Origin of the sequence: Eupransor demetentiae (genome assembly GCF_963930865.1) — a bacterium.
GTDB lineage: Bacteria > Bacillota > Bacilli > Lactobacillales > Lactobacillaceae > Eupransor > Eupransor demetentiae.
The window spans coordinates 748,623-768,770 of the sequence record NZ_CAWVOH010000001.1 but is presented as its reverse complement, the minus strand read 5'-3'; the positions used below and the strand labels follow the sequence as shown (position 1 = coordinate 768,770).

At 46.9% G+C, this 20,148-nt stretch carries 22 protein-coding genes; 20 read left to right on the top strand and 2 right to left on the bottom strand.

The window, feature by feature from the left end; translation table 11 throughout:
- Positions 1–2: 2 nt before the first annotated feature.
- Positions 3–749 (top strand): PP2C family protein-serine/threonine phosphatase, encoded by a 747-nt coding sequence (locus ABSY64_RS03890; RefSeq protein ID WP_349641757.1) that lies wholly within the window; start codon positions 3–5, stop codon positions 747–749.
- A gap of 7 nt (positions 750–756) precedes the next feature.
- The gene (gene pknB / locus ABSY64_RS03885) at positions 757–2,646 is read left to right on the top strand and encodes a Stk1 family PASTA domain-containing Ser/Thr kinase (protein WP_349641756.1); all 1,890 of its coding nucleotides are present in this window, start codon (positions 757–759) and stop codon (positions 2,644–2,646) included.
- A gap of 47 nt (positions 2,647–2,693) precedes the next feature.
- Here pknB and ABSY64_RS03880 read toward each other — a convergent pair whose 3' ends face one another.
- Complete coding sequence (locus ABSY64_RS03880; RefSeq protein ID WP_349641755.1) at positions 2,694–3,071, bottom strand: DUF805 domain-containing protein; 378 nt, start codon at positions 3,069–3,071, stop codon at positions 2,694–2,696.
- Positions 3,072–3,158: 87 nt separating this feature from the next.
- On the opposite strand from ABSY64_RS03880, the gene rsgA reads away from it, so the two are divergent.
- From rsgA to ABSY64_RS03845, 7 genes are all read left to right on the top strand, one after another.
- Positions 3,159–4,049 carry a ribosome small subunit-dependent GTPase A gene (gene rsgA, locus ABSY64_RS03875; protein WP_349641754.1) on the top strand — a complete coding sequence of 297 codons (891 nt, stop codon included), beginning with the start codon at positions 3,159–3,161 and terminating at the stop codon, positions 4,047–4,049.
- 22 nt (positions 4,050–4,071) lie between these two features.
- Positions 4,072–4,746 carry a ribulose-phosphate 3-epimerase gene (gene rpe, locus ABSY64_RS03870; RefSeq protein WP_349641753.1) on the top strand — a complete coding sequence of 225 codons (675 nt, stop codon included), beginning with the start codon at positions 4,072–4,074 and terminating at the stop codon, positions 4,744–4,746.
- Complete coding sequence (locus tag ABSY64_RS03865; RefSeq protein WP_349641752.1) at positions 4,739–5,410, top strand: thiamine diphosphokinase; 672 nt, start codon at positions 4,739–4,741, stop codon at positions 5,408–5,410. The genes rpe and ABSY64_RS03865 overlap by 8 nt, the downstream gene beginning before the upstream one ends.
- On the top strand, positions 5,410–5,721 hold the full coding sequence (trxA, locus tag ABSY64_RS03860) for a thioredoxin (RefSeq protein ID WP_349641751.1): 312 nt from the start codon (positions 5,410–5,412) through the stop codon (positions 5,719–5,721). Before ABSY64_RS03865 ends, trxA begins: the two co-directional genes overlap by 1 nt.
- An 89-nt stretch (positions 5,722–5,810) precedes the next feature.
- Entirely contained in the window at positions 5,811–6,011 is a 201-nt protein-coding gene (gene rpmB, locus ABSY64_RS03855; RefSeq protein WP_047974341.1) for a 50S ribosomal protein L28, read from the top strand.
- 145 nt (positions 6,012–6,156) lie between these two features.
- Positions 6,157–6,516, top strand: a complete 360-nt coding sequence (locus tag ABSY64_RS03850; RefSeq protein ID WP_349641750.1) for an Asp23/Gls24 family envelope stress response protein — start codon at positions 6,157–6,159, stop codon at positions 6,514–6,516.
- A gap of 8 nt (positions 6,517–6,524) precedes the next feature.
- Entirely contained in the window at positions 6,525–8,231 is a 1,707-nt protein-coding gene (locus tag ABSY64_RS03845) for a DAK2 domain-containing protein (protein ID WP_349641749.1), read from the top strand.
- A gap of 78 nt (positions 8,232–8,309) precedes the next feature.
- Here ABSY64_RS03845 and ABSY64_RS03840 read toward each other — a convergent pair whose 3' ends face one another.
- The gene (locus ABSY64_RS03840) at positions 8,310–8,516 is read right to left on the bottom strand and encodes a DUF4044 domain-containing protein (RefSeq protein WP_349641748.1); all 207 of its coding nucleotides are present in this window, start codon (positions 8,514–8,516) and stop codon (positions 8,310–8,312) included.
- A gap of 96 nt (positions 8,517–8,612) precedes the next feature.
- Here ABSY64_RS03840 and ABSY64_RS03835 point away from each other — a divergent pair, with 96 nt between their 5' ends.
- From ABSY64_RS03835 to ftsZ, 11 genes are all read left to right on the top strand, one after another.
- Complete coding sequence (locus ABSY64_RS03835) at positions 8,613–8,957, top strand: DUF3397 domain-containing protein (protein ID WP_349641747.1); 345 nt, start codon at positions 8,613–8,615, stop codon at positions 8,955–8,957.
- Positions 8,958–9,112: 155 nt separating this feature from the next.
- Positions 9,113–9,544, top strand: coding sequence for a division/cell wall cluster transcriptional repressor MraZ (mraZ, locus tag ABSY64_RS03830; RefSeq protein WP_349641746.1), 432 nt, complete (start codon positions 9,113–9,115; stop codon positions 9,542–9,544).
- A gap of 14 nt (positions 9,545–9,558) precedes the next feature.
- The gene (gene rsmH / locus ABSY64_RS03825) at positions 9,559–10,518 is read left to right on the top strand and encodes a 16S rRNA (cytosine(1402)-N(4))-methyltransferase RsmH (RefSeq protein ID WP_349641745.1); all 960 of its coding nucleotides are present in this window, start codon (positions 9,559–9,561) and stop codon (positions 10,516–10,518) included.
- A gap of 6 nt (positions 10,519–10,524) precedes the next feature.
- Positions 10,525–10,890 carry a cell division protein FtsL gene (locus ABSY64_RS03820; RefSeq protein ID WP_349641744.1) on the top strand — a complete coding sequence of 122 codons (366 nt, stop codon included), beginning with the start codon at positions 10,525–10,527 and terminating at the stop codon, positions 10,888–10,890.
- A 17-nt stretch (positions 10,891–10,907) separates the two neighbouring features.
- Complete coding sequence (locus tag ABSY64_RS03815) at positions 10,908–13,037, top strand: penicillin-binding transpeptidase domain-containing protein (RefSeq protein ID WP_349641743.1); 2,130 nt, start codon at positions 10,908–10,910, stop codon at positions 13,035–13,037.
- A 4-nt stretch (positions 13,038–13,041) separates the two neighbouring features.
- A complete protein-coding gene (gene mraY / locus ABSY64_RS03810; RefSeq protein WP_349641742.1) occupies positions 13,042–14,004 on the top strand; it encodes a phospho-N-acetylmuramoyl-pentapeptide-transferase in 963 nt (320 codons plus the stop codon).
- Positions 14,005–14,052: 48 nt separating this feature from the next.
- Positions 14,053–15,405 (top strand): UDP-N-acetylmuramoyl-L-alanine--D-glutamate ligase, encoded by a 1,353-nt coding sequence (gene murD, locus ABSY64_RS03805; protein WP_349641741.1) that lies wholly within the window; start codon positions 14,053–14,055, stop codon positions 15,403–15,405.
- Between the two features lie 4 nt (positions 15,406–15,409).
- Positions 15,410–16,516, top strand: coding sequence for an undecaprenyldiphospho-muramoylpentapeptide beta-N-acetylglucosaminyltransferase (murG, locus tag ABSY64_RS03800; protein ID WP_349641740.1), 1,107 nt, complete (start codon positions 15,410–15,412; stop codon positions 16,514–16,516).
- Positions 16,517–17,395 (top strand): cell division protein FtsQ/DivIB, encoded by an 879-nt coding sequence (locus ABSY64_RS03795; RefSeq protein ID WP_349641739.1) that lies wholly within the window; start codon positions 16,517–16,519, stop codon positions 17,393–17,395.
- An 81-nt stretch (positions 17,396–17,476) separates the two neighbouring features.
- On the top strand, positions 17,477–18,829 hold the full coding sequence (ftsA, locus tag ABSY64_RS03790) for a cell division protein FtsA (protein WP_349641738.1): 1,353 nt from the start codon (positions 17,477–17,479) through the stop codon (positions 18,827–18,829).
- Positions 18,830–18,853: 24 nt separating this feature from the next.
- The gene (gene ftsZ, locus ABSY64_RS03785; RefSeq protein ID WP_349641737.1) at positions 18,854–20,140 is read left to right on the top strand and encodes a cell division protein FtsZ; all 1,287 of its coding nucleotides are present in this window, start codon (positions 18,854–18,856) and stop codon (positions 20,138–20,140) included.
- Positions 20,141–20,148: the final 8 nt, after the last annotated feature.

The following is a 20,148-nucleotide window of genomic DNA, read 5'->3' as shown; positions in this document are numbered from 1 at the left end:
TTATGATCATTGCTTATCGTACCGATAAGGGTGCCCAACGGCAGAATAATCAGGACGCCGTGGGGGCTTACTACAATCAAAATAATATTCCGTTGATGCTTGTTGCTGACGGCGTCGCATCCAATCCCGGTAGTCAGCAGGCCAGTCAGCTCGTCATTCACTTTCTTGGTGAAGCCTGGCAGTTGACGACTTTAACTTTGCTAGACGAAATCAAGGATTGGCTCGACAAGACGATTGCTCAAGCCAATGAAACGGTGATTGAAGTCGGTCAGAATCATCAGGCAACGGCCAACATGGCGACGACTATCGTTTTGGCTGTCGTCGTCGGTAATCAGCTTTTGGTCGCTAACGCTGGTGATTCAAAAGCCTACTACGTTCGTGATCAGCGTTTGACGCAGTTGTCCTTTGACCACACGTTGCGCAACGAACTGGCGCGACAGGATGGCAAGGATTACGATGCCAAGCTGCCGGAAGCCAACAGCATTACGCGTTACGTCGGCGTTAATAACCAAATCGATTTGGAATATCATCAACATCAATTGGAAAAGAATGACATTATTTTCCTGACCTCGGATGGCTTGCCTAAGGCCCTGACGGATCACGAAATGGCCGCCATTATTTCTTCCAACCAGCCCTTACAAGAGCGGGTGGATGAGTTGATTGATGAGGCCAACCGACGGGATGCTTCCGACAATATTACTGCCTTGATTGCGATGAGTGATCAGGCTGCAAGTGACAGAAAGGATTGAGGTTAATATGCAAGCAGGTACTGTGATTGACGGTCGATACCAAATTGTACGCCCCCTCGGTGGGGGCGGTATGGCCAACGTCTATCTTGCTCACGATCAATACCTTGATCGCGATGTCACTTTAAAAATTATGCGTTTGGACTTGCAGGGACGTAAGGATCTTGAAGAGCGCTTCCAGCGGGAAGCCAAAGCCGCAACGGCCCTTGTTAACGACCACATTGTCCAAGCTTACGACGTCGGCCAATACGATGGCTCCAATTACTTGGTGATGGAATACGTTGATGGAACGGATTTGAAGGATTACATCAACCAAAACTTCCCAATTCCTTATCGTGAAATCGTCGACATCATGCGACAGATTTTGGAAGCCGTTCAAGTGGCCCATCAAGCCGGCATTATTCACCGTGATTTGAAGCCACAAAATGTCTTGATTGACACGCATGGCCAGGTTAAAATCACTGATTTCGGCATCGCTATGGCAAAAGAAAGCCAAGATTTGACCCAGACCAACACGGTGATTGGCTCCGTTCATTACATTTCCCCCGAGCAAACGCGCGGGGAAGGGGCCTCGGTTAAATCGGATATCTATGCCCTCGGGGTTATCCTCTATCAGATGTTAACCAACCGGGTTCCCTACGAAGGCGAAACGGCGGCCAGTGTTGCCCTTAAGCACGCTACCATGCCAATGCCTTCCGTACGGGACTTCGATCCAGATGTGCCCCAAGCTTTGGAAAACGTTGTTTTGAAGGCCACGGCGAAGGATCCGGCCGACCGTTACGATTCTGCCGAGGAAATGTCGGACGACTTGAAGACGGTTTTGTCACCTCGCCGTGCAAACGAAGAACCCTTCGTTGCCGCAAATCATGATGATGAAACGCGGATTATGCCAACGACCAATCCGGCCGATTTGCAAGATAAAGGTGATCGGGAAGACCAGCCAAGTTCTGTTGTCAGCGACATTATTGACTATGGCCGCAAGGGCTATTCCGTCAAGAAAATCGCGCAGCTCGTTGACCGAACACCAAAGTATGTTCGTAAGACCCTGAAAGCCAACGGTATCAAGTATCACGATCCCAAGCGCTGGTTGATTGCCATCGGTGCGCTCTTAGTTCTGCTCGGTTTGATTTTTGGAATTGCCAAAATCCAATCGAACTACTTGGCCGTTCCTGACGTCAGCAACATGAGTCGTAGTCAAGCGATTGCAAAGTTGGAAAATGCTAACCTGCAAGTTGACCCTGTGGTGGTCCAAACGACTTCGAAGACCGTCAGCAAGGGTCAAGTTGTTCGGACTAATCCATCCGCCGGTGACCGGGTTCGCAAGGGCACCACGGTTAAGTTGATTGTTTCAACCGGTGGTCAGACAATCCGCTTTGGTGATTATACTGATGCCGATTACAGTACGACTGCAACGCAATTGACGGCCCAAGGTTTCACCGTTAAAAAGACGATGAAGTCATCAAACGATGTACCGTCGGGTAAGATTATTTCCCAGTCAATTGACGCTGGTACGGCCGTTGATCCAAACACGACGACGGTGACCTTCGTGGTTTCTTCCGGACCTGCTAAGGTAACGGTACCGGACTTCACTGGTCAAGACCAAAGTGTGGTTGAAACTTGGAAGAATAACCATAACATTACGGTCAACTACACTTATATTGCGAGTGAAAAGCCCCGTAACCAGGTTATTTCCCAGTCGCAAAAGGCCAACAGTAAGATGTCTTCTGACCAAACCTTAGAAGTCACACTGTCTGATGGTTCTGAAGCTTCGTCAAGCAATTCCAGTCCATCCAATAATGGGGGTGGCGCTGGTAACGGCGGTAGTGATAATAATAGTTCTGGTGGTTCAACGAGTTCCGGCTCGAAGAGTAACATCAGGACCGCCTTAGACCTCTTTTAGACAATAAAAAAAGCCAAGCCTTTAAGGCTTGGCTTTTTCTTTTGCGATTATGACCAGCGGTTTGAGCGGCCGGGGAAGAGCATCATAATGAGTAGGGCGAAGTAACCCAATACCGGGATGATTGGTAGAAGCACCCACCAACCGGAGTGATCACTGTCGTGTAAGCGACGAATCGTCACCGTTAATTCTGCTAAGAAGAGCAACAAGACAATCACGTTGTAAATCATGTTGCTGCCCAGGTCCGTCCAGGTGAAAATTTCAGTAATGCTGTGACCATTGGCGCTTTGGTAGATGTTACCAAAAATGCCACCAAAGATACCGGCAATGACAAAGTTAATCACTGCTGGCCACCAATAATCTGCACGACTAGCCGTACCATTAATTACAAAAAGGTTCGTCCAGAATTTCTTATAACTATTTAACAAGATTCTTTCCTCCAATATGTTCTATATTTCAATTATACCATATTTATGAAGCGTAGTTAAAGCGTCAGCGTATGCTATAATTTCCTTATGCAAACCGGTCGAATTATACAATCATTAAGTGGTTACTATGACGTTCAGACAGCCGATGGTCAGGTCTTTCGGACACGGGCCCGTGGTCAGTTCCGTAAGAATAAGGAAAAGCCCCTTGTCGGGGATTTTGTTGAATTTGATTCGGAAAATGGGGATGGCTTTCTATGGGCCATTGATCCCCGCCAGAACGCTTTAGTTCGCCCGCCAATCGCCAACATTGATTTAGCCGTGATTGTGACGGCTTTGAAAGAACCAGACTTTAATCCTAATTTGCTGGATCGGCAGTTAGTCGCGCTCGAAGCAGCCGGTGTCCCGGCCTTAATTTACTTTTCTAAGGCGGATTTGCTGGATGACCAAGAACTCGAGGATTATCAAAACTGGCAAAAACTCTATCAAAAAATCGGCTATCCCGTTGTGATGAGCGGTCCGAAGGCGGTGGAAGAGTTGACGCCGCATTTACGCGACAAAGTTTTGGTCTTCATGGGGCAAACTGGAGCGGGCAAGTCGACCCTCTTAAACCAAATTTCACCCGAATTGGCACTTGAAACGGGCGAGGTCTCCAAAGCCCTCAGTCGTGGAAAGCACACGACGCGTAAAGTTACCTTGATTCCAATTCCGTTTTTGGCGGCCCTGATTGCGGATACTCCTGGTTTTTCATCTTATGAAGTTTTTGATTTTCCGGTTGAGGACCTGGTCAAGTATTTCCCTGAAATGCGGGCGGCATCGGTTAACTGTCGTTTTCGTGCCTGCCAGCATTTAAATGAGCCTGGTTGTGCGGTAAAAGAGGCGGTCTCGCTTGGCACAATCGCAGCATCACGGTATAATAGTTATAAGCTCTTTTACGAGTTGATGAAGGCACGTAAGCCGAAGTATCGTAAAAACAAATAAAGTGTAAAGAAGGTTGAAAAGTATGGCAGGAATTATCGCTCCCTCAATTTTGAGTGCGGATTATACGAATTTGGAACGTGACGTGAAGTTGGTTGAAGAAGCTGGCGCTGAATATCTCCACATCGATATCATGGACGGTTCCTTTGTTCCGGCCATTTCTTACGGTCCTAACTGGGTTAAGCAGTTGCGTCCGGAGACTAACTTGAAGCTTGATGTCCACATGATGGTGGTTAACCCGGAAAAGTTTATTGATCAATTGTGTGACAATGGGGCCGACATCATTGGAATTCACGCTGAATCAACCCCTCACATTTACCGTGCCTTGCAAATGATTAAGGATCGCGGCGTTAAGGCCGAAGTTGTGATTAATCCTGGAACGCCTGTTTCAGCAATTACACCGGTTTTGGGCATGGTTGACCAGGTTTTGGTTATGACTGTTAACCCTGGCTTTGGTGGCCAAAAGTTCTTGCCATCAACGGTCGATAAGATTACGCAGTTGGATACTTACCGCTCAATGAACGATTTGAAGTTTGATATTGAAGTCGATGGTGGTATCACTGATCAAACCATTCGTCAGGCTTATGAAGCTGGTGCGAACGTTTTTGTGGCGGGTTCATACGTTTATGATAAGAAGGATCCTGCCGCTAAAATCGCACGTTTGAAGAAGTTGACGAGTTCAGCAGTAGTGAGTGAATAATTTGGCAAAAACCGTTCAAGAATTGAATATCTTAGCGGGTGGGCCAGTGGACCAGTGGCCCGCTGGCCTTTTTTCTAAGAAAGGACCTTGGATTGGGGCCGACCGTGGCGCTTATTACCTGTTAAAAAAGGGGATTACCCCGGCTTTGGTCGTTGGTGATTTTGATTCTCTTTCGTCGGAAGAATTCGACTTCGTCCAGTCTAAAATCCAAGCGGCTGAAATTGAACAGGTTCCGACACGCAAGGATTTTACCGATACGCAGTTGGCCTTGCGACATGCAGTGGAAATGCCCGTTGACTTGATTAATGTCTATGGTGCGACGGGCGGACGAATTGACCACCTATTAAGTAACTTGTGGTTACCGGTGGAACCTGATTTACAAGCTAGCGCCGAAAAGATTCGTTTTATCGATTGTCAAAACGTGGTTAGCTACTTACTGCCGGGACATAAGACGGTTCGTAAGCTAGCTGGCATGAAGTATTTGGGTTTCATGGCATTAGGTCTAGTTGAGAATTTGGATATTCCTGATGCGGAGTACCCCTTGACATCAAAGGTTAACTGGCCTAAAATGTGGTCATCGAATGAATTTGTGGGAGAATTGGTACATGTTTCCTTTTCTTCCGGAATTCTTATGGTAACCCAGAGTAAAGATGGAGGTTTATGATGACAGTACAAGAAGTAACTGATTCAAACTTTGAAGAAGCTTCTAAGCAAGGCCTATCAATCACTGATTTTTGGGCCACTTGGTGTGGACCATGTAAGATGCAATCACCAGTATTAGAGGCGCTTTCAAGCGAAATGCCTCAAGTGCACTTCCTGAAGATGGACGTTGACCAGAATAAGGAAACGCCCGCTAACTTTGGAATTCGTGCCATTCCAACGCTTGTCGTTAAAAAAGACGGCGAAATCGTTGATCGTATCACTGGTTTTCACAACAAAGAACAGTTGGCTAAGATCTTGGAGAAATACGCTTAATAGCTTGTCAAATGACGATTCTTCTGGTAAAGTATACTAATGTTGTAAGAAGAGCTTTTAAAAAAGTGGCTCGAAAAGGAGGGTCGGACATGGCAAAAGATGCTATTACAGGTGCGCGTACACGCTTTGGTAATCAACGTTCACACGCGTTGAACTCAAGTCGTCGTAGCTGGAAGCCTAACTTGCAGAAGGTTACCGTTAAGATTAACGGATCTGCACCCAAGAAGGTTTATTTAACAGCACGCACTTTGAAGGCCGGACTAAAGAACGGTTCAATCGAGCGTGTATAATCAGAAGCCACTTTCGGGTGGCTTTTTTTGTTCTTTTAAAGACCCTCTAAAAGAAATATTTCATTTGTGTTACAATTAATCAGTAGATAAGTTAAAAGCAATCGAGGAAGGATAGCGAGCGGTAACGCTGGCTGAGGAATCGACTATGGCAATTAAAATCAAAACCAAAAACGGGGACATTGACGTTGAAAACGATGTAATCGCAACCATCGTTGGTGGAGCAGCCATTGCTAACCCCGGCGTTGTTGGCATGGCCTCACGCGCTGCTTTGCGTGATGGCATGAATCAAATCCTAAACCGTGAAAATTACGGTCGTGGTGTTGTGGTTCATCAAAAGGAAAACGGCCTCAGCGTTGACGTTTACATCGTGGCTCAGTACGGTATGCGTCTGCCTCAGATTTCAGAATCAGTACAAAAGAAGGTTATTTACAACTTGGACGCTTATTTGGGTATTCGTGTGTCCGAAGTAAATGTGATTGTACAAGGGATTCGGACCAACGAATAGGATAGAAAATGACGACGAGTAAAATGACGACGATTACCAACGTTGAGTTTGGTAAGATGATTAACGCTGCGTCTGCTATGTTGGCGGCCAATGCGGAAAAGATTAATAAGTTGAACGTTTTCCCTGTCCCTGATGGTGACACGGGAACGAACATGTCCCTCTCAATGGCATCGGGTGCTCAGTACGAGCGCGATGCTTTGGACACGAATATTGGGGCACTATCAAAGGCGACTGCTAAGGGGCTTTTGATGGGTGCCCGTGGAAATTCTGGGGTTATTCTTTCTCAGATTTTCCGAGGTTTCTCCAATTCAATGGCTGAAAAGGAGACTTTGTCTGCTCGTGACTTGGCCGATGCCATGATGGAAGCGGCTAAGATTGCCTACAAGTCAGTGATGAAGCCGACCGAAGGAACGATTTTGACCGTCATCCGTGAAGCAGCAAGTCAGGCAAACAAGACGGCTGAAAAGACAGATGATGTTGTGGCCGTGATGAAGGACACTAGCGAAGCTGCTCAAAAAGCCTTGGATTCAACGCCTGATCTTCTACCGGTTTTGAAAGAAGTTGGCGTTGTTGATTCTGGTGGACAGGGCTTGGTTTTCGTCTTGGATGCCTTCTACCAGGTTTTGGCCGGTACCTTTGATGAAGATAACATCAAGGCACCTGATAATGCCGAATTGGACCAGATGGTTGAAGAGTTGCACGCTGGCGCTCAGGCCAACAGCGACTTGAACCCTGATGATATCAAGTACGGCTACTGTACTGAAATCATGGTCGAAATCGGTAAGGGAACGACGGTTGATCAGAAGTTTGATTACCAAAAGTTCTACGACCATTTGGCTAAGATTGGTGATTCACTTTTGGTCATCAATGACGATGATATTGTAAAGGTTCACGTCCACACGGAAGATCCTGGAAATGTCATTCACTGGGGAACTGAATTTGGTTCTTTGGTTAAGGTCAAGGTTGATAACATGCGTGATCAACAGCAGGCCGTCATTGATGAACAGCGTCGTCAAGACGAAGCTGCGAACTTGGCTGCTAAAGAAAATCGTCCGGCACCCAAGGTAGCGGTAATTGCCGTTGCTGCTGGAGATGGAATTGCTAAGCTCTTTAAGTCCCTCGGCGTTTACACCGTCATTTCGGGTGGCCAGACCATGAATCCTTCAACGGCCGACATCGTGAAGGCCATTGAAGAATCAAAGGCCAAGGCCGCTGTGATTTTGCCAAACAACAGTAACATCTTTATGGCTGCTAAGCAGTCGATTGACTTGGCTAAGGTGCCGGTTAAGGTTGTTGAAAGCCGAACGGTGCAACAAGGTTTGTCAGCCATGCTTGGCTACAACCCGGATGGTTCGGTCGATGATAACGCTGAAGAAATGTCAGCAATGTTAAGCGAAGTCAAGTCTGGCCAGATTACCCAAGCGGTTCGCGACACGACCTTGGATGGCCGTGAAATCAAGAACGGTGACTGGCTAGGGATGGTCGACGGTAAGATTGTGACAACGGGTAAGAAGATGCTTGCCGTTGCCGAAGAAATTACCGATGGCATGCTTGATGAAGATTCAGAAATCGTGACCGTTATTTACGGTGATGGTGCTAAGACGGCTGACGCCGAAAAGTTGCTTGAAAAGGTAACGGCGGATCGTGATGATCTTGAAACTGAGATTCATAACGGTGGACAGCCACTTTATCCATTCTTAATTTCTGTTGAATAAATCAATTAAAAAAGCGCCCGCCAAGGCGCTTTTTCTTTACAAAAAAACAGCTAACAAAAAGTTAGCTGTTTTTTATTTTTACATCCAGCCGAGGCCTGAAACGGCAGCCAAAACACCGGCGCCGACCATGATGAAGACCATGAGGAAGGACATGAATAATGTCCATCGTGACATCCTAGTCTTTTCCTTTTGCTCCATCTTGGGCATAGGACGCTTTGCTAATTGCTTGTGGACTTCTTCTTCTAGCTTTTTGTTGACCGCTGGGCGGTTTGTTTCTGTTGGCATAATTTTACCTCGTGTCAAATTGTTTCTATCTTATCATAGAATTAATAAAATTGAAATTTGCCCGAAAGTCCGGTAAAGTTAAGCCGAGGTAAGATTATGACTTGGTATATTTGGCCCCTGGGCCTCTTAATTTTATTAATAATGCTCTACTTGCTCCGGCGTTACTACACGAAATTTCGGATGGTGACATTTTGGGACTTAGCGACTCTGCCAAGTTGGCTAGCCATGCATTTTACGATGGGTTTTGCCTTCGGTTACAGCTTTATTATCCCCATCTTGCTGCTTTGGTTAGTCATCGGCATGATTTTGGCAATAATTTTACTGCGGCGTAACTGGCCGGTTGTCGTTTTTTGGCACCGTTACTGGCAGTGGTCAGGACTTTTGGCCTTGCTCTTGGAAATCATTGTTAGCATTACGGCCCTTACCCTCCACCTAATTTAAATAATATTCCCCACAGGTCTAAAGCTTGGTATATCAAGCTTTAGGCCTTTTTTGTCGTGAATTAATCCAAAAATGTGTGATAAAAGTGGTAGAAAGTGGGGGAATGTGGTAAATTATTTCATAGTTAGTTCGGTGGAAAAGGAGGTCGACGCTTTATGTTCATGGGCGAATATTCACATAGCCTTGATAGCAAAGGGCGCTTGATCATTCCTGCTAAATTCCGCCACCAGTTGGGGGATTCTTTTGTGGTGACCCGCTGGATGGAACATGCTTTGCGGGCCATGCCACGCAATGTGTGGGAGAACTTAGAAGAGCAGTTGAATCAACTGCCAATTGGTAAAAAAGAAGCTCGTGCCTTTAAGCGTTTCGTTATGGCGGGTGCCATGGAAGCGGAATTCGATAAGCAGGGCCGCATTATTTTGCCAGCAAACTTAAAAGAACATGCACAGCTGGACAATGCGGCAGTCATTACCGGGGCGGGCGACTCCTTTGAAATTTGGAGTCAGAAGAACTGGGACGACTATACGCAAGCAACTGCTGAAAACTTTGATGATATTGCCGAAGGCTTGGTTGACTTTGATTTTTGAGGGGAGGATGACCGATGACATTTGAACACGTAACGGTCCTCTTAAAACCTGCGATTGATTTACTAGCGGTCAAAGCCGACGGAATTTATGTTGATGCGACCTTAGGTGGCGGTGGACACACTGGTGAAATCCTAAAGCGTTTAACGACTGGGCACCTGTACAGTTTTGATCAGGATCAAACGGCCATCGACTACAACCAGGAACAATACGCTGATGAAATTGCCGCTGGGAAGTTAATTCTGGTCCATGAAAACTTCCGCCAATTGAAAAAGCGCCTGAGCCAGGATGGCATTCAGGCGGTGGATGGTGTGGTTTATGATTTGGGTGTTTCTTCCGTTCAATTCGATGACGGGCAGCGTGGTTTTTCCTATAACTATGACGCTGAACTCGACATGCGGATGGATCAACGCCAAAGCTTGACTGCCAAGGAAATCGTGAACGAATGGTCCTTTAATGACTTGCTTCGAATCTTGAGTCGTTATGGTGAAGATCGTTTTCCAAAGCAGATTGCCCGCAAGATTGAACAGCACCGCGAACAGACACCGATTAACACGACTTTTGAACTAGTTGACATCATCAAGGAAGCCATTCCAGCGCCGGCACGCCGCCATGGTGGCCACCCGGCTAAGCGAACTTTTCAGGCCCTGAGAATTGCCGTCAACGACGAATTAGGGGCCTTAGAGGATTCTTTGACCCAATCGCTAGACCTTTTGGATGTTCAGGGTCGGATTTCGGTGATTACTTTCCAGTCTTTGGAAGACCGTTTGGTAAAGCAAATGTTTCGTGAACGTGCAACTGGTCCGGAATTACCAGCCGGTTTGCCCGTGTTGCCGGGACAATTTGAACCCGATTATAAATTATTGACCCGTAAGCCCATTAAGCCTGACGAGGCCGAAATGGAACAGAATCAACGTGCTCATTCTGCGCAACTACGCGGAATTGAACGAGTTAAATTTGGAGAAGAAGAGGAGTAGAAGATTATGGCGCAAAATGCATATCGTTATGACAATGCCGCTCGCACTTTGCCGCGCCCAACGACGACGCGTCGAGTGGTGCGACGCCGCTATCAACCAGCGGTTTGGCTAAAATCTGAAAAGCGACTCGTTGCCCTTTGGGCAACCGGCGTCCTTTTACTCATGCTGGCAACGGTATATACTAGTATTCAGATTGACTCCGTTCAACAAGCCAACTATCAGGCACAAAGCAAGGTATCGCAAGTTAAACGAGAAAACGACAGTTTGCAAGGTCAGATTCAAAGCAAGACGAGCCGTGAAAAGCTTGATCAATTTGCGCAAAAGGCTGACATGCAGCAAGCTGATGACAATGTGCGCAACGTCAACCGCTAAAATTTAGGACTGTAATCATGAGACGACTATCCCAAAAGAGAGTGAAAAAAAACGCCAAGGTATTTGGCCTTTTTCTATTATTGGCAACAATTCTAGTAATTTCACTGTTGGGATTGCGTCTTTTTAAGATTGCAGGGACAAAACAGGTCAACCATCATAACCTGACCGAGGCCACTCGGCAATCCTTCATGTTGAATCAAATTGTACCGGCCACTCGTGGCCGGATTTTTGACAATGATGGTCGTATTTTGGCGGACAATTCCACCGTCTATAATATTTACGCCGTTTTGGATAAAAAACAGGTTGAAAATAATAAACCCCAATACGTCACGGATAAGGAAAAAACAGCTGAACAGCTCAGCAAGGTTCTAGACCTCAGCAAGAGCCAGATTTTAAAGCGCCTGGACAGCAATAAACTGCAAGTGGAGTTTGGTTCCGCCGGTAAAAATCTCTCCGTTGACAAGTACAACAAAATTCAAAAAATGAAGTTGACCGGGGTTAAGTTTACGCCCCAAGCGGCGCGTTTCTATCCCAACAACCGCATGGCTTCTCATATTATCGGTTTGACTAATTCAACGGAAAACAAGGCCGGCCAAACCACCTTGAACGGGGTCCTCGGTATTGAGGCTTCCAAGAATAAGGAATTGAAGGGGAAGGACGGCATTAAGAGTTACCTCGGTAACCAAGTCGACCAAAACCAGCAAAACGTCGTTCAAAACGGTCAAAACGTTACATTGACCATCAATGAAAAACTACAAAACACTTTGGAAAACCGGATGGATGTCATGTTCGCCGGCACGAAAGCTAAGTCTGCCATCGGGGTCTTGATGGATGCCAAGACCGGAAAGATTTTAGCAGCTAGTCAACGACCGAATTTTGATCCTAATACCCAAGACGGCCTCAAGGACGCCTGGTCCAACCTTTTGAACCAGTCTGCTTACGAGCCTGGTTCGACCATGAAGACCTTTACCCTGGCAGCTGCCATTCAAGAGGGTAAGTGGCACCCTAACGACACCTATCAATCTGGAAGTTATATGGTTGGCGGTGGTCGCATTGTCGATGCCTTTGGCCAAAACGAAGGACGCTTAACTTACCGTGAAGGTTATTGGCGTTCTTCTAACGTGGCTTTTGCCCATGTTGAACAGGCCTTGGGTGCCAAAACTTGGCGCAAGTACATCGACCGTTTCCGCTTCTTGCGTTCAACCAAGTCGGATTTGCCAAACGAGGACCCCGGTTCAATTTCATTTGACCATGCCATCGATCAGGCCAACACGGCCTATGGTCAGGCCATCAATGTCACGCCTATCCAGCTCTTGCAGGCCTATTCAGCCATTGCTAACAACGGAAAGGAAATCAAACCTTACCTGGTTGATAAAATTACCGATGCTAAGACTGGTCAAACCACCTACACCGGTGAAACGCAGACGGTGGCCCATCCCATTTCTGCGGCAACGTCTAAGAAGGTACGCTCTTACATGACCGATGTTGTTAACCAAAAGACTGGAACCGCCATCCAGTACAGCTTGAAGGATGCTGGCTACCAAGTTGCGGCTAAGACGGGAACGGCTCAGATTTCAGAAAACGGTCAGTACCTCGACGGTTTGACCAATGACATTCACTCCGTCATGACCATCGTGCCGGAAAAGAACCCACGCTACATCATGTATGTTGCGGTTCGCCAGCCACAAAACTTCCCAGATGAAAACATTCAGTTAACCTTGAATAAAGTTTTCCGTCCCGTCATGTTACAAGCTTTGAATGACAGTGATAGTGCGGTAAAATCAAAGACAAATGAAGTTAAATTAGCTCAAGTCACTGGCGACAATGTTTCCGATGCGCAAAAGCGTTTGAAGAAGCAGGGATTCCGCGTTGCTGTCGTTGGTTCACAAGGCAAAGTGAAGACCCAGTCAGTTAACGCCGGTTCTTATGCGCTTAAGGGACAGCTCATCATTATTCGAGCTGACGGAAGCACAACGATGCCGGATATGACGGATTGGTCTTTGTCAGAAGTGCGCGCCTACGCCAAGGAACTAGGCGTGGAGGTGACGACACGGGGCAACGGTTACGTCACTAAGCAAAGCATCGCAGCTGGTGAAAAGCTCAATGACTACAGCAAGATTATCGTGACACTCAAGGAGAAGGAATAAGAAGATGAATGGAAACATATGGGTAGGAGTGCTTGCCTTTTTGATTACCTTGGTGGGAATGCCACCGTTGATTAAGTTTTTGCGCCAGTCAAAGGAACAAGCGGTCATTCGCAAGTTGGGACCCGACCATCAAGCAAAGGCGGGAACGCCAAGCATGGGCGGCGCCCTCTTTGTCGCCGCAGCAATTATTGCAACTTTGGTGATGCCCAGTTCTTATGCCAACTGGGCTTCCTTTACCTGGACTTTGACCTTGATCTTGGCCATGGGTTCTTATGCCGTCATCGGTGGTATTGATGATGCTTTGAAGCTAATCAACCATGCCGACGATGGTTTTGCCTTTAAGCCAAAGTTACTCGCTCAAACCCTTTCAGCACTGGCTGTTTTGGTTTTGATGTGGGCCTTGCACTTGCCCTTTGTCATTACTTTGCCTTGGCTAGGTTCGGTCAACCTGGGAATCTTTTACATCTTCTTCCTTTGGTTCTGGTTAGTGGGTTGGTCAAATGCTACTAACTTAACCGATGGCTTGGACGGCCTTTTGACGGGTTGTGCCATCGTGGTATACGGCGCCTATACTTGGATTGCCGTCATCCGGCACAATCCTTCCATCGTGACCTTCAACGTGGCAGTGATTGCCGCACTCTTGGCCTTCATGATTTACAACCATCCCAAGGCAAAGATTTTCATGGGGGACACCGGTTCACTTGCACTTGGTGCAGGCTTGGCCATCGAATCAATTCTCTTGCACGCTTCGATTTCCTTGCTCTGGTTCGGTTTGATTTTCGTTATCGAAACCTTATCCGTAATCATCCAGACCCTGTCTTATCACTTCTTTAAAAAGCGGGTCTTTCCCATGGCACCCATTCACCACTCCTTTGAAAAGTGGGGCTGGTCAGAATGGCAAATTGATTTTCTCTTCTGGGGAATTTGCCTTGTCTTGGCCTTAACTGGTGTTCACTTTATCTATTAAAATAAAGGTGGCGGAGGCCATCTGTACATATCTAAAAAGGGGAATCATATGTCTAAGTTAGAATTTCAAGCAAAAAAAGTCATGGTCTTTGGTTGGGCCCGTTCAGGTAAAGCGGCCGCACAGCGCCTTCTTGATTTAGGTGCTACGGTAACGGTCGTAAACCAGTCTGCTTTTCCTAAGGATGCAGAATACGACAAGTTGCAAGCTGCCGGCGTTACTTTTATTGAAAACGATGCTGCCGATAACTTGGACGATTCCTTTGATTACTTGGTAAAAAATCCTGGCATCAACTACGATCACGCCTTGATTAAGAAAGCCGAAAGCTTGAACATTCCGATTTTGACGGAAGTTGCTGTTGCCCTTTCAACCTTCACGGGCCGTTTGATTACGGTTACGGGTTCCAATGGTAAAACGACAACGGTTTCCTTGCTTTCAGAAATGTTAAAGGCTGACGGCGTTAAGGTGACGACGGCCGGTAACATTGGAACCCCCGTTTGCGAGGTTGTCGGCAATTTGACGAGTGAGGACACCCTTTTGCTCGAGCTGTCTTCTTTCCAGCTACTTGGCATTCCCTTTATTCAACCCGACATCGCTGTTGTGACGAACATCTTCTCCAATCACTTGGATTATCACAAGACTCGTGAAAACTACGTGGCGGCGAAGTTCCGCATTACTAAGAACCAGACTGCTGATCAGTACTTGGTTTTGAACGCCGATGGAGCCGATACGCCATCCTTTGCGGCTAAAACGAAGGCACAGGTTCGTGAATTCTCCCGCACCCAAGAGGGGAATTACGCGCAAGTCCGTCAACAGAGCCTCTGGGTTTCTGATGAAGCTATCATGCCTTTGTCGGCCATTAAGCTAGTCGGCCCACAAAACTTGGAAAACATTATGGCGGCCACTTCAGCAGCCATGCTCGCTGGCGTTTCAACCAAGGCTATGGTGGAAGTTTTGAAGACCTTTGGCGGCGTTAAGCACCGTTTGCAATACCTCTTTGAAAAGGACGGCGTAAAGTACTACAACGACTCCAAGGCGACTGACATTGAAGCTACGCAAGCCGCTTTGAATTCTTTTGACCAGCCAACCATTTGGTTAGCCGGTGGTTTGGACCGCGGCGATGACGTTATGCGCTTGATTCCAAACTTGAAGCACGTTAAGGCCGTTGTGGCCTTTGGTCAAACCCAACAGAAGATTGTGGCCTTGGCCCGTGCCTGCCACAAGCCGGTCATCACAGCCATCGATGTTAAGCGCGCTGTGCCAATTGCTCTGAAATTAGCTGAACCCGGCGACGTGGTTTTGCTTTCACCAGCCGCAGCTAGTTGGGATCAATACGATAACTTCGAAGTGCGTGGACAGGAGTTCATCGATACGTTGGAAGCTGAATTAGCACAAAAGGGGTAAGTTAATGCGTGTTATTTTATCAGGTGGGGGAACCGGTGGTCATATCTATCCGGCGCTCGCTTTAGCGAAAGTTATTAAGCAACACGATCCGGAGGCCGAATTCCTTTACGTCGGTTCTTATCGTGGCGTGGAAAGTAACATTGTTCCAAAAACCGGTTTGCCTTTCAAACAATTGAATGTGCAGGGCTTTAAGCGCTCACTTTCCTTGGATAACTTTAAGACGGTTTGGCTTTTTGAACGCGCCGTTAGTCAGTCTAAGAAAATCATCAAGGATTTTAAGCCGGATGTTGTGGTCGGAACCGGGGGTTACGTTTCCGGAGCCGTTCTTTACGCTGCTGAAAAAATGAAGATTCCAACGGTGGTTCATGAACAGAACTCCGTGCCCGGGATTACGAATCGCTTTTTGGCCCGTAAGGTTACCAAAATTGGGGTGGCCTTCCAAATGGCTGCTGATCAATTTCCAGCAGGGAAGACTCGCTTAGTTGGGAACCCACGTGCTCAGGAAGTGGCCGGCTTGAAGAGCGACTTTTCCTGGCAGCAATACGACTTGAGTGATCAAGTACCGACTCTGTTAATTTTCGGTGGTTCTCAAGGCGCACCGGCCATTAATATGGCGGTCATTGAGGCCCTGCCTGAGTTTAACCAACGGGATTATCAGATCGTGGTCGTGGCCGGTCCCAAGCGTTTGGCCTCCTTTGAAACCGTTATGCAGGAACGTCATTTGACACCGGCCAAAAACGTTAAGATCTTGCCTTATATCGACAACATGCCGGCAGTCTTGGCAAAGACAGCGGCCATCGTGGCGCGCGCCGGGGCAACATCAATTGCCGAAATTACGACCTTGGGTATTCCGTCGATTTTGGTGCCTAGTCCTTATGTCACCGGGGATCACCAACGTAAAAATGCACAAAGTTTAGTGCAAGCTGGTGCAGCCAAAATGATTCTTGAAACTGAGTTTAACGGTCAGCATCTTTTGGAAGCGGCCGATGAAATTATGCAAGATCAACAGCTTCGCGAAACAATGGCTCAAAAAGCAGAAGCCATTGCGACGCCGGATGCTGGCGATCAACTATACCAACTACTTTTGGACGCGATTGCGGAGCGTAAGTAAATGTTTAATCATCGCTACAATCAGGAAGAAACGAATGCAGCCGACCAATCTTTGATCGGCGCTTTTTGGACACCACTGAAAAGCTCAGTCTTTATTTTTCTTACCCTAATTGCAGTGATTATTGCCGTTTGGCGTCCTTGGGAAACCATTAGTGACGTGCAGGTCCAATCGGTCAATGTGACGGCCGAGAATCTCAAAAAGCAGTTGTCCTTTGACCAAAAGATTTATCGCTATCAAGTCGTCGGTCAAGAATACTTTTTGGCGCAAAAATTAAAGCAGGCCAATCCGAAAGTAGCGACTGCCAAAGTTAGTTTGCAAGACGACATCGTCCACATTGGTATAACTGAAAAAATCGACACCGGTTTTGTCCTATATCACGGAAATTGGTACGAGTTGGATACCCAAGGAAATCGGACCCATCGCCGTCAGCCAGACGGCACGGCACCGGTATATTCTGGTTTTAAAGACGAGAAAGTTGAAAAGCAAGTGGCGGTGGCTTTTGCTTCACTGTCCTACGTTGTTCGCCACAATGTCAGTCAAATTATTTTTTCACCCGACAAGAATAACCGTAATCGCCTCGTGATGGTGATGAACGATGGCAACACCGCATATGTTTCGGTCAGCACCTTTGCCCAGCGCATGCAGTACTATCCTGGAATTGCAGCCCAAATGAAGAAGGCGGGTGTGGTGGATTTGCAGTTTGGTTCCTTCTCGTATCCTTACGATACGGCCTTGAAATCCAAGATTAATTTGGATGATTCCTCAGCGTCATCAAGTAGTCATTCTTCTTCGATGGAAAGCAGTGCAATGAGCCAGTCCAATAGCCCTTCTAGCCAAGTCTCTTCTTCATCGGCAATTAGTGAAAAAAAGCAGAACTAGCGCTATATAAAATGTTAAGTTTGTGTTAAGATATTTTACAGGTTTAGTATCTAAATTTCTTATATAAAAAGGGGAATACGCATGCACCAATCAGGCGTAACAGTTGGATTAGACATCGGCACAACTATGATTAAAGTTGTCGTTTCCTCAGTTGAAAACCACCGTTTTAACGTCATTGCAACCGGTAGTGCACCTTCACAAGGGATTAAGCACGGGGTTGTGATTGACATTAATGCCACTGCTGCAGCAGTTAAAGCTGCTATTAAGCAGGCTGAAGACAAGGCTAACCTCGAAATTGATGAAGTGGTCTTGGGCTTGCCCGCTAACAATATTGAAATTTTGAATGCAGATGGTCTGGTATCAATTGCCAACCAAAATAAACGAATTACTTACCAAGACGTTGCCAACGTTACGGAACAGGCTCTCTCAGGGGTTTCGTCGCCCGATAAGGCCGTCATTGACTTAATTCCACAAGAATTTATTGTCGATGGCTTTGATGGAATTCAGGATCCAAGCGACATGATTGGCGTTCGCCTTGAAATGCACGCTTTGGCCTACCTCGGACCCAACAAAATGATTGAAAATATTCGGACAGCCGTTCAAAAGGCAGGTTTGAGTATTCGCGAATTCACTTTGGCGCCCCTTGCCATGGGTGAATCAATTCTTGATGATGGCGAACAGGACTTTGGTTCCGTCTTGATTGATTTGGCGGGTGGCCAGAGTACGGCCTCGGTCGTTCACGATCACAAATTGAAGTTTACTTTTGTTGACCCCGAAGGGGGCGACAACATTACCAAGGATATTTCCACCGTGCTTGGTATTTCTTATGCGGATGCCGATAAGATTAAAAAGGAACATGGTTATGCTGATCCAGACATGGCTTCAGCTGATGAAACCTTCATGGTCAATGTGATTGGTCAAAAAGAAGCTCAGTCCATTTCCGAAGCTTATCTATCACAAATCATTGCAGCTCGTTTAGCACAGATTTATGACCGTATCAAAGAGCGCCTCGAATTCGTCGGCGCCATGGAACTGCCTGGTGGTTTCATCATTACCGGTGGTAACACTGCCTTGCCAGGTTCCTTAGAATTTGCTCGGGCTACCCTTGGTGACAACGTCCATTTGACCGTTCCTGATCAAATTGGTTTGCGTCACCCGGCCTATGCTCGTGCATTGGCCTACACCCTTTTCGATAGTCGTCAAAGCGAACTCGATAAGGTCATTAAGCAGGTCGTTATGGAACAGTTTGATGAGCACGCTGCCAACAAGGTAACCCCATATCATCAGGTTCGTGATGATAGTCAGGTAATCGAAGGCCAGGCTAGTCAAAATGGTGACCAGTACTACGAAGATGCTGATGATGCTTCGACAGGATTCTTTGGTCGAATCCGTAATCGATTTAGCAATCTTTTTTCTGACGACGAAGACGAATAACATTATTTTTTAAGGAGTGAATTCATGGATTTCTCAGGCGAGACACAAGGCAACACCGGAGCAGTTATTAAGGTGATCGGTGTTGGTGGTGGTGGCTCTAACGCTGTCAACCACATGATCGACGAAGGCATCAAGGGTGTCGAATTTATTGTAGCCAATACTGATGTCCAAGCTTTGGATAAGTCCCAAGCTGACGTTAAGGTTCAAATCGGACCTAAGTTAACTGGCGGTTTAGGTGCTGGTTCGAACCCAGAACGTGGTGCCAAGGCAGCGGAAGAATCTTCTGAAGAAATCGCTGAAGCGCTTAAGGGTGCCGACATGGTCGTTATCACGGCCGGTATGGGTGGTGGAACTGGAAACGGTGCCGCTCCCGTAGTTGCTCAAATTGCTAAGGATCAAGGTGCTTTGACGGTTGCCGTTGTAACGCGTCCATTCTCTTGGGAAGGACCAAAGCGTAGTCGTTACGCTGTCGAAGGTTTGCAAGAACTTTCAGCATCCGTTGACTCATTGATTGTCATTACCAACGAACGTTTGAAGGATCGTATTGATTTGCGTACGCCCTTGTCAGAAGCCTTCAAGATTGTTGATGACGTTGTGACGCAAGGTGTCCGCGGTATCTCTGACTTGATTACTAACCCTGGCTTTATCAACCTTGATTTTGCCGATGTTAAGACGGTTATGAAGGATGCTGGTCCTGCCTTGATGGGTGTTGGTGTTGCCAACGGGGAATCCCGTGCCGCAGACGCTACCAAGGCTGCCATTTCATCACCTTTGCTTGAAGTTGATATGGCGGGTGCCGAGGATGTCTTGTTGAACATCACGGGTGGTCCTGACATGTCCTTGTTCGAAGCACAATCTGCTGCGGACGTAATTAACCAAGAAGCCGGTCGCGAAGTTAACGTTATCTTCGGTACTTCAATTGATGATGACTTGGGTGATTCAATTCGTGTTACGGTTATCGCCACTGGTTTGCAGAAGTCATCAAATCCTAAGGATACTTTGAAGAAGGCTAGCCAGCTCTTTGCTAACAAGGGTGATCAGTCTGAAAGCACGGCTAACCACCAAGGTTCAATCTTCGACCGTCCAGCAACGAGTGCCGATAGTGCCTCGGCTGCTACGACTGGTGATGAACGTGATCCATTCGCAGATTGGGATTTGGCAACTAACACGCCAAGTAGCAAGAAGCAAGATAGCCGCTTTGATGGTGTTCAAAAGCAAGATTTTGAACCTGTTGAAGGCGACAACAAGAACGCTAACTTAGACTTGAGCAGTCAAGATGATGACAAGCCTCCGTTCTTTAAGAAGCGCTAAGGAGAAGA

Excerpts from the sequence above, each read along its gene's own strand:
- ABSY64_RS03890 (WP_349641757.1), top strand. The coding sequence starts at position 3 with ATGATCATTGCTTATCGTACCGATAAGGGTGCCCAACGGCAGAATAAT.
- pknB (WP_349641756.1), top strand. The coding sequence starts at position 757 with ATGCAAGCAGGTACTGTGATTGACGGTCGATACCAAATTGTACGCCCC.
- rsgA (WP_349641754.1), top strand. The coding sequence starts at position 3,159 with ATGCAAACCGGTCGAATTATACAATCATTAAGTGGTTACTATGACGTT.
- rpe (WP_349641753.1), top strand. The coding sequence starts at position 4,072 with ATGGCAGGAATTATCGCTCCCTCAATTTTGAGTGCGGATTATACGAAT.
- trxA (WP_349641751.1), top strand. The coding sequence starts at position 5,410 with ATGACAGTACAAGAAGTAACTGATTCAAACTTTGAAGAAGCTTCTAAG.
- rpmB (WP_047974341.1), top strand. The coding sequence starts at position 5,811 with ATGGCAAAAGATGCTATTACAGGTGCGCGTACACGCTTTGGTAATCAA.
- ABSY64_RS03850 (WP_349641750.1), top strand. The coding sequence starts at position 6,157 with ATGGCAATTAAAATCAAAACCAAAAACGGGGACATTGACGTTGAAAAC.
- ABSY64_RS03845 (WP_349641749.1), top strand. The coding sequence starts at position 6,525 with ATGACGACGAGTAAAATGACGACGATTACCAACGTTGAGTTTGGTAAG.
- ABSY64_RS03840 (WP_349641748.1), bottom strand. The coding sequence starts at position 8,516 with ATGCCAACAGAAACAAACCGCCCAGCGGTCAACAAAAAGCTAGAAGAA.
- ABSY64_RS03835 (WP_349641747.1), top strand. The coding sequence starts at position 8,613 with ATGACTTGGTATATTTGGCCCCTGGGCCTCTTAATTTTATTAATAATG.
- mraZ (WP_349641746.1), top strand. The coding sequence starts at position 9,113 with ATGTTCATGGGCGAATATTCACATAGCCTTGATAGCAAAGGGCGCTTG.
- rsmH (WP_349641745.1), top strand. The coding sequence starts at position 9,559 with ATGACATTTGAACACGTAACGGTCCTCTTAAAACCTGCGATTGATTTA.
- ABSY64_RS03820 (WP_349641744.1), top strand. The coding sequence starts at position 10,525 with ATGGCGCAAAATGCATATCGTTATGACAATGCCGCTCGCACTTTGCCG.
- ABSY64_RS03815 (WP_349641743.1), top strand. The coding sequence starts at position 10,908 with ATGAGACGACTATCCCAAAAGAGAGTGAAAAAAAACGCCAAGGTATTT.
- mraY (WP_349641742.1), top strand. The coding sequence starts at position 13,042 with ATGAATGGAAACATATGGGTAGGAGTGCTTGCCTTTTTGATTACCTTG.
- murD (WP_349641741.1), top strand. The coding sequence starts at position 14,053 with ATGTCTAAGTTAGAATTTCAAGCAAAAAAAGTCATGGTCTTTGGTTGG.
- murG (WP_349641740.1), top strand. The coding sequence starts at position 15,410 with ATGCGTGTTATTTTATCAGGTGGGGGAACCGGTGGTCATATCTATCCG.
- ABSY64_RS03795 (WP_349641739.1), top strand. The coding sequence starts at position 16,517 with ATGTTTAATCATCGCTACAATCAGGAAGAAACGAATGCAGCCGACCAA.
- ftsA (WP_349641738.1), top strand. The coding sequence starts at position 17,477 with ATGCACCAATCAGGCGTAACAGTTGGATTAGACATCGGCACAACTATG.
- ftsZ (WP_349641737.1), top strand. The coding sequence starts at position 18,854 with ATGGATTTCTCAGGCGAGACACAAGGCAACACCGGAGCAGTTATTAAG.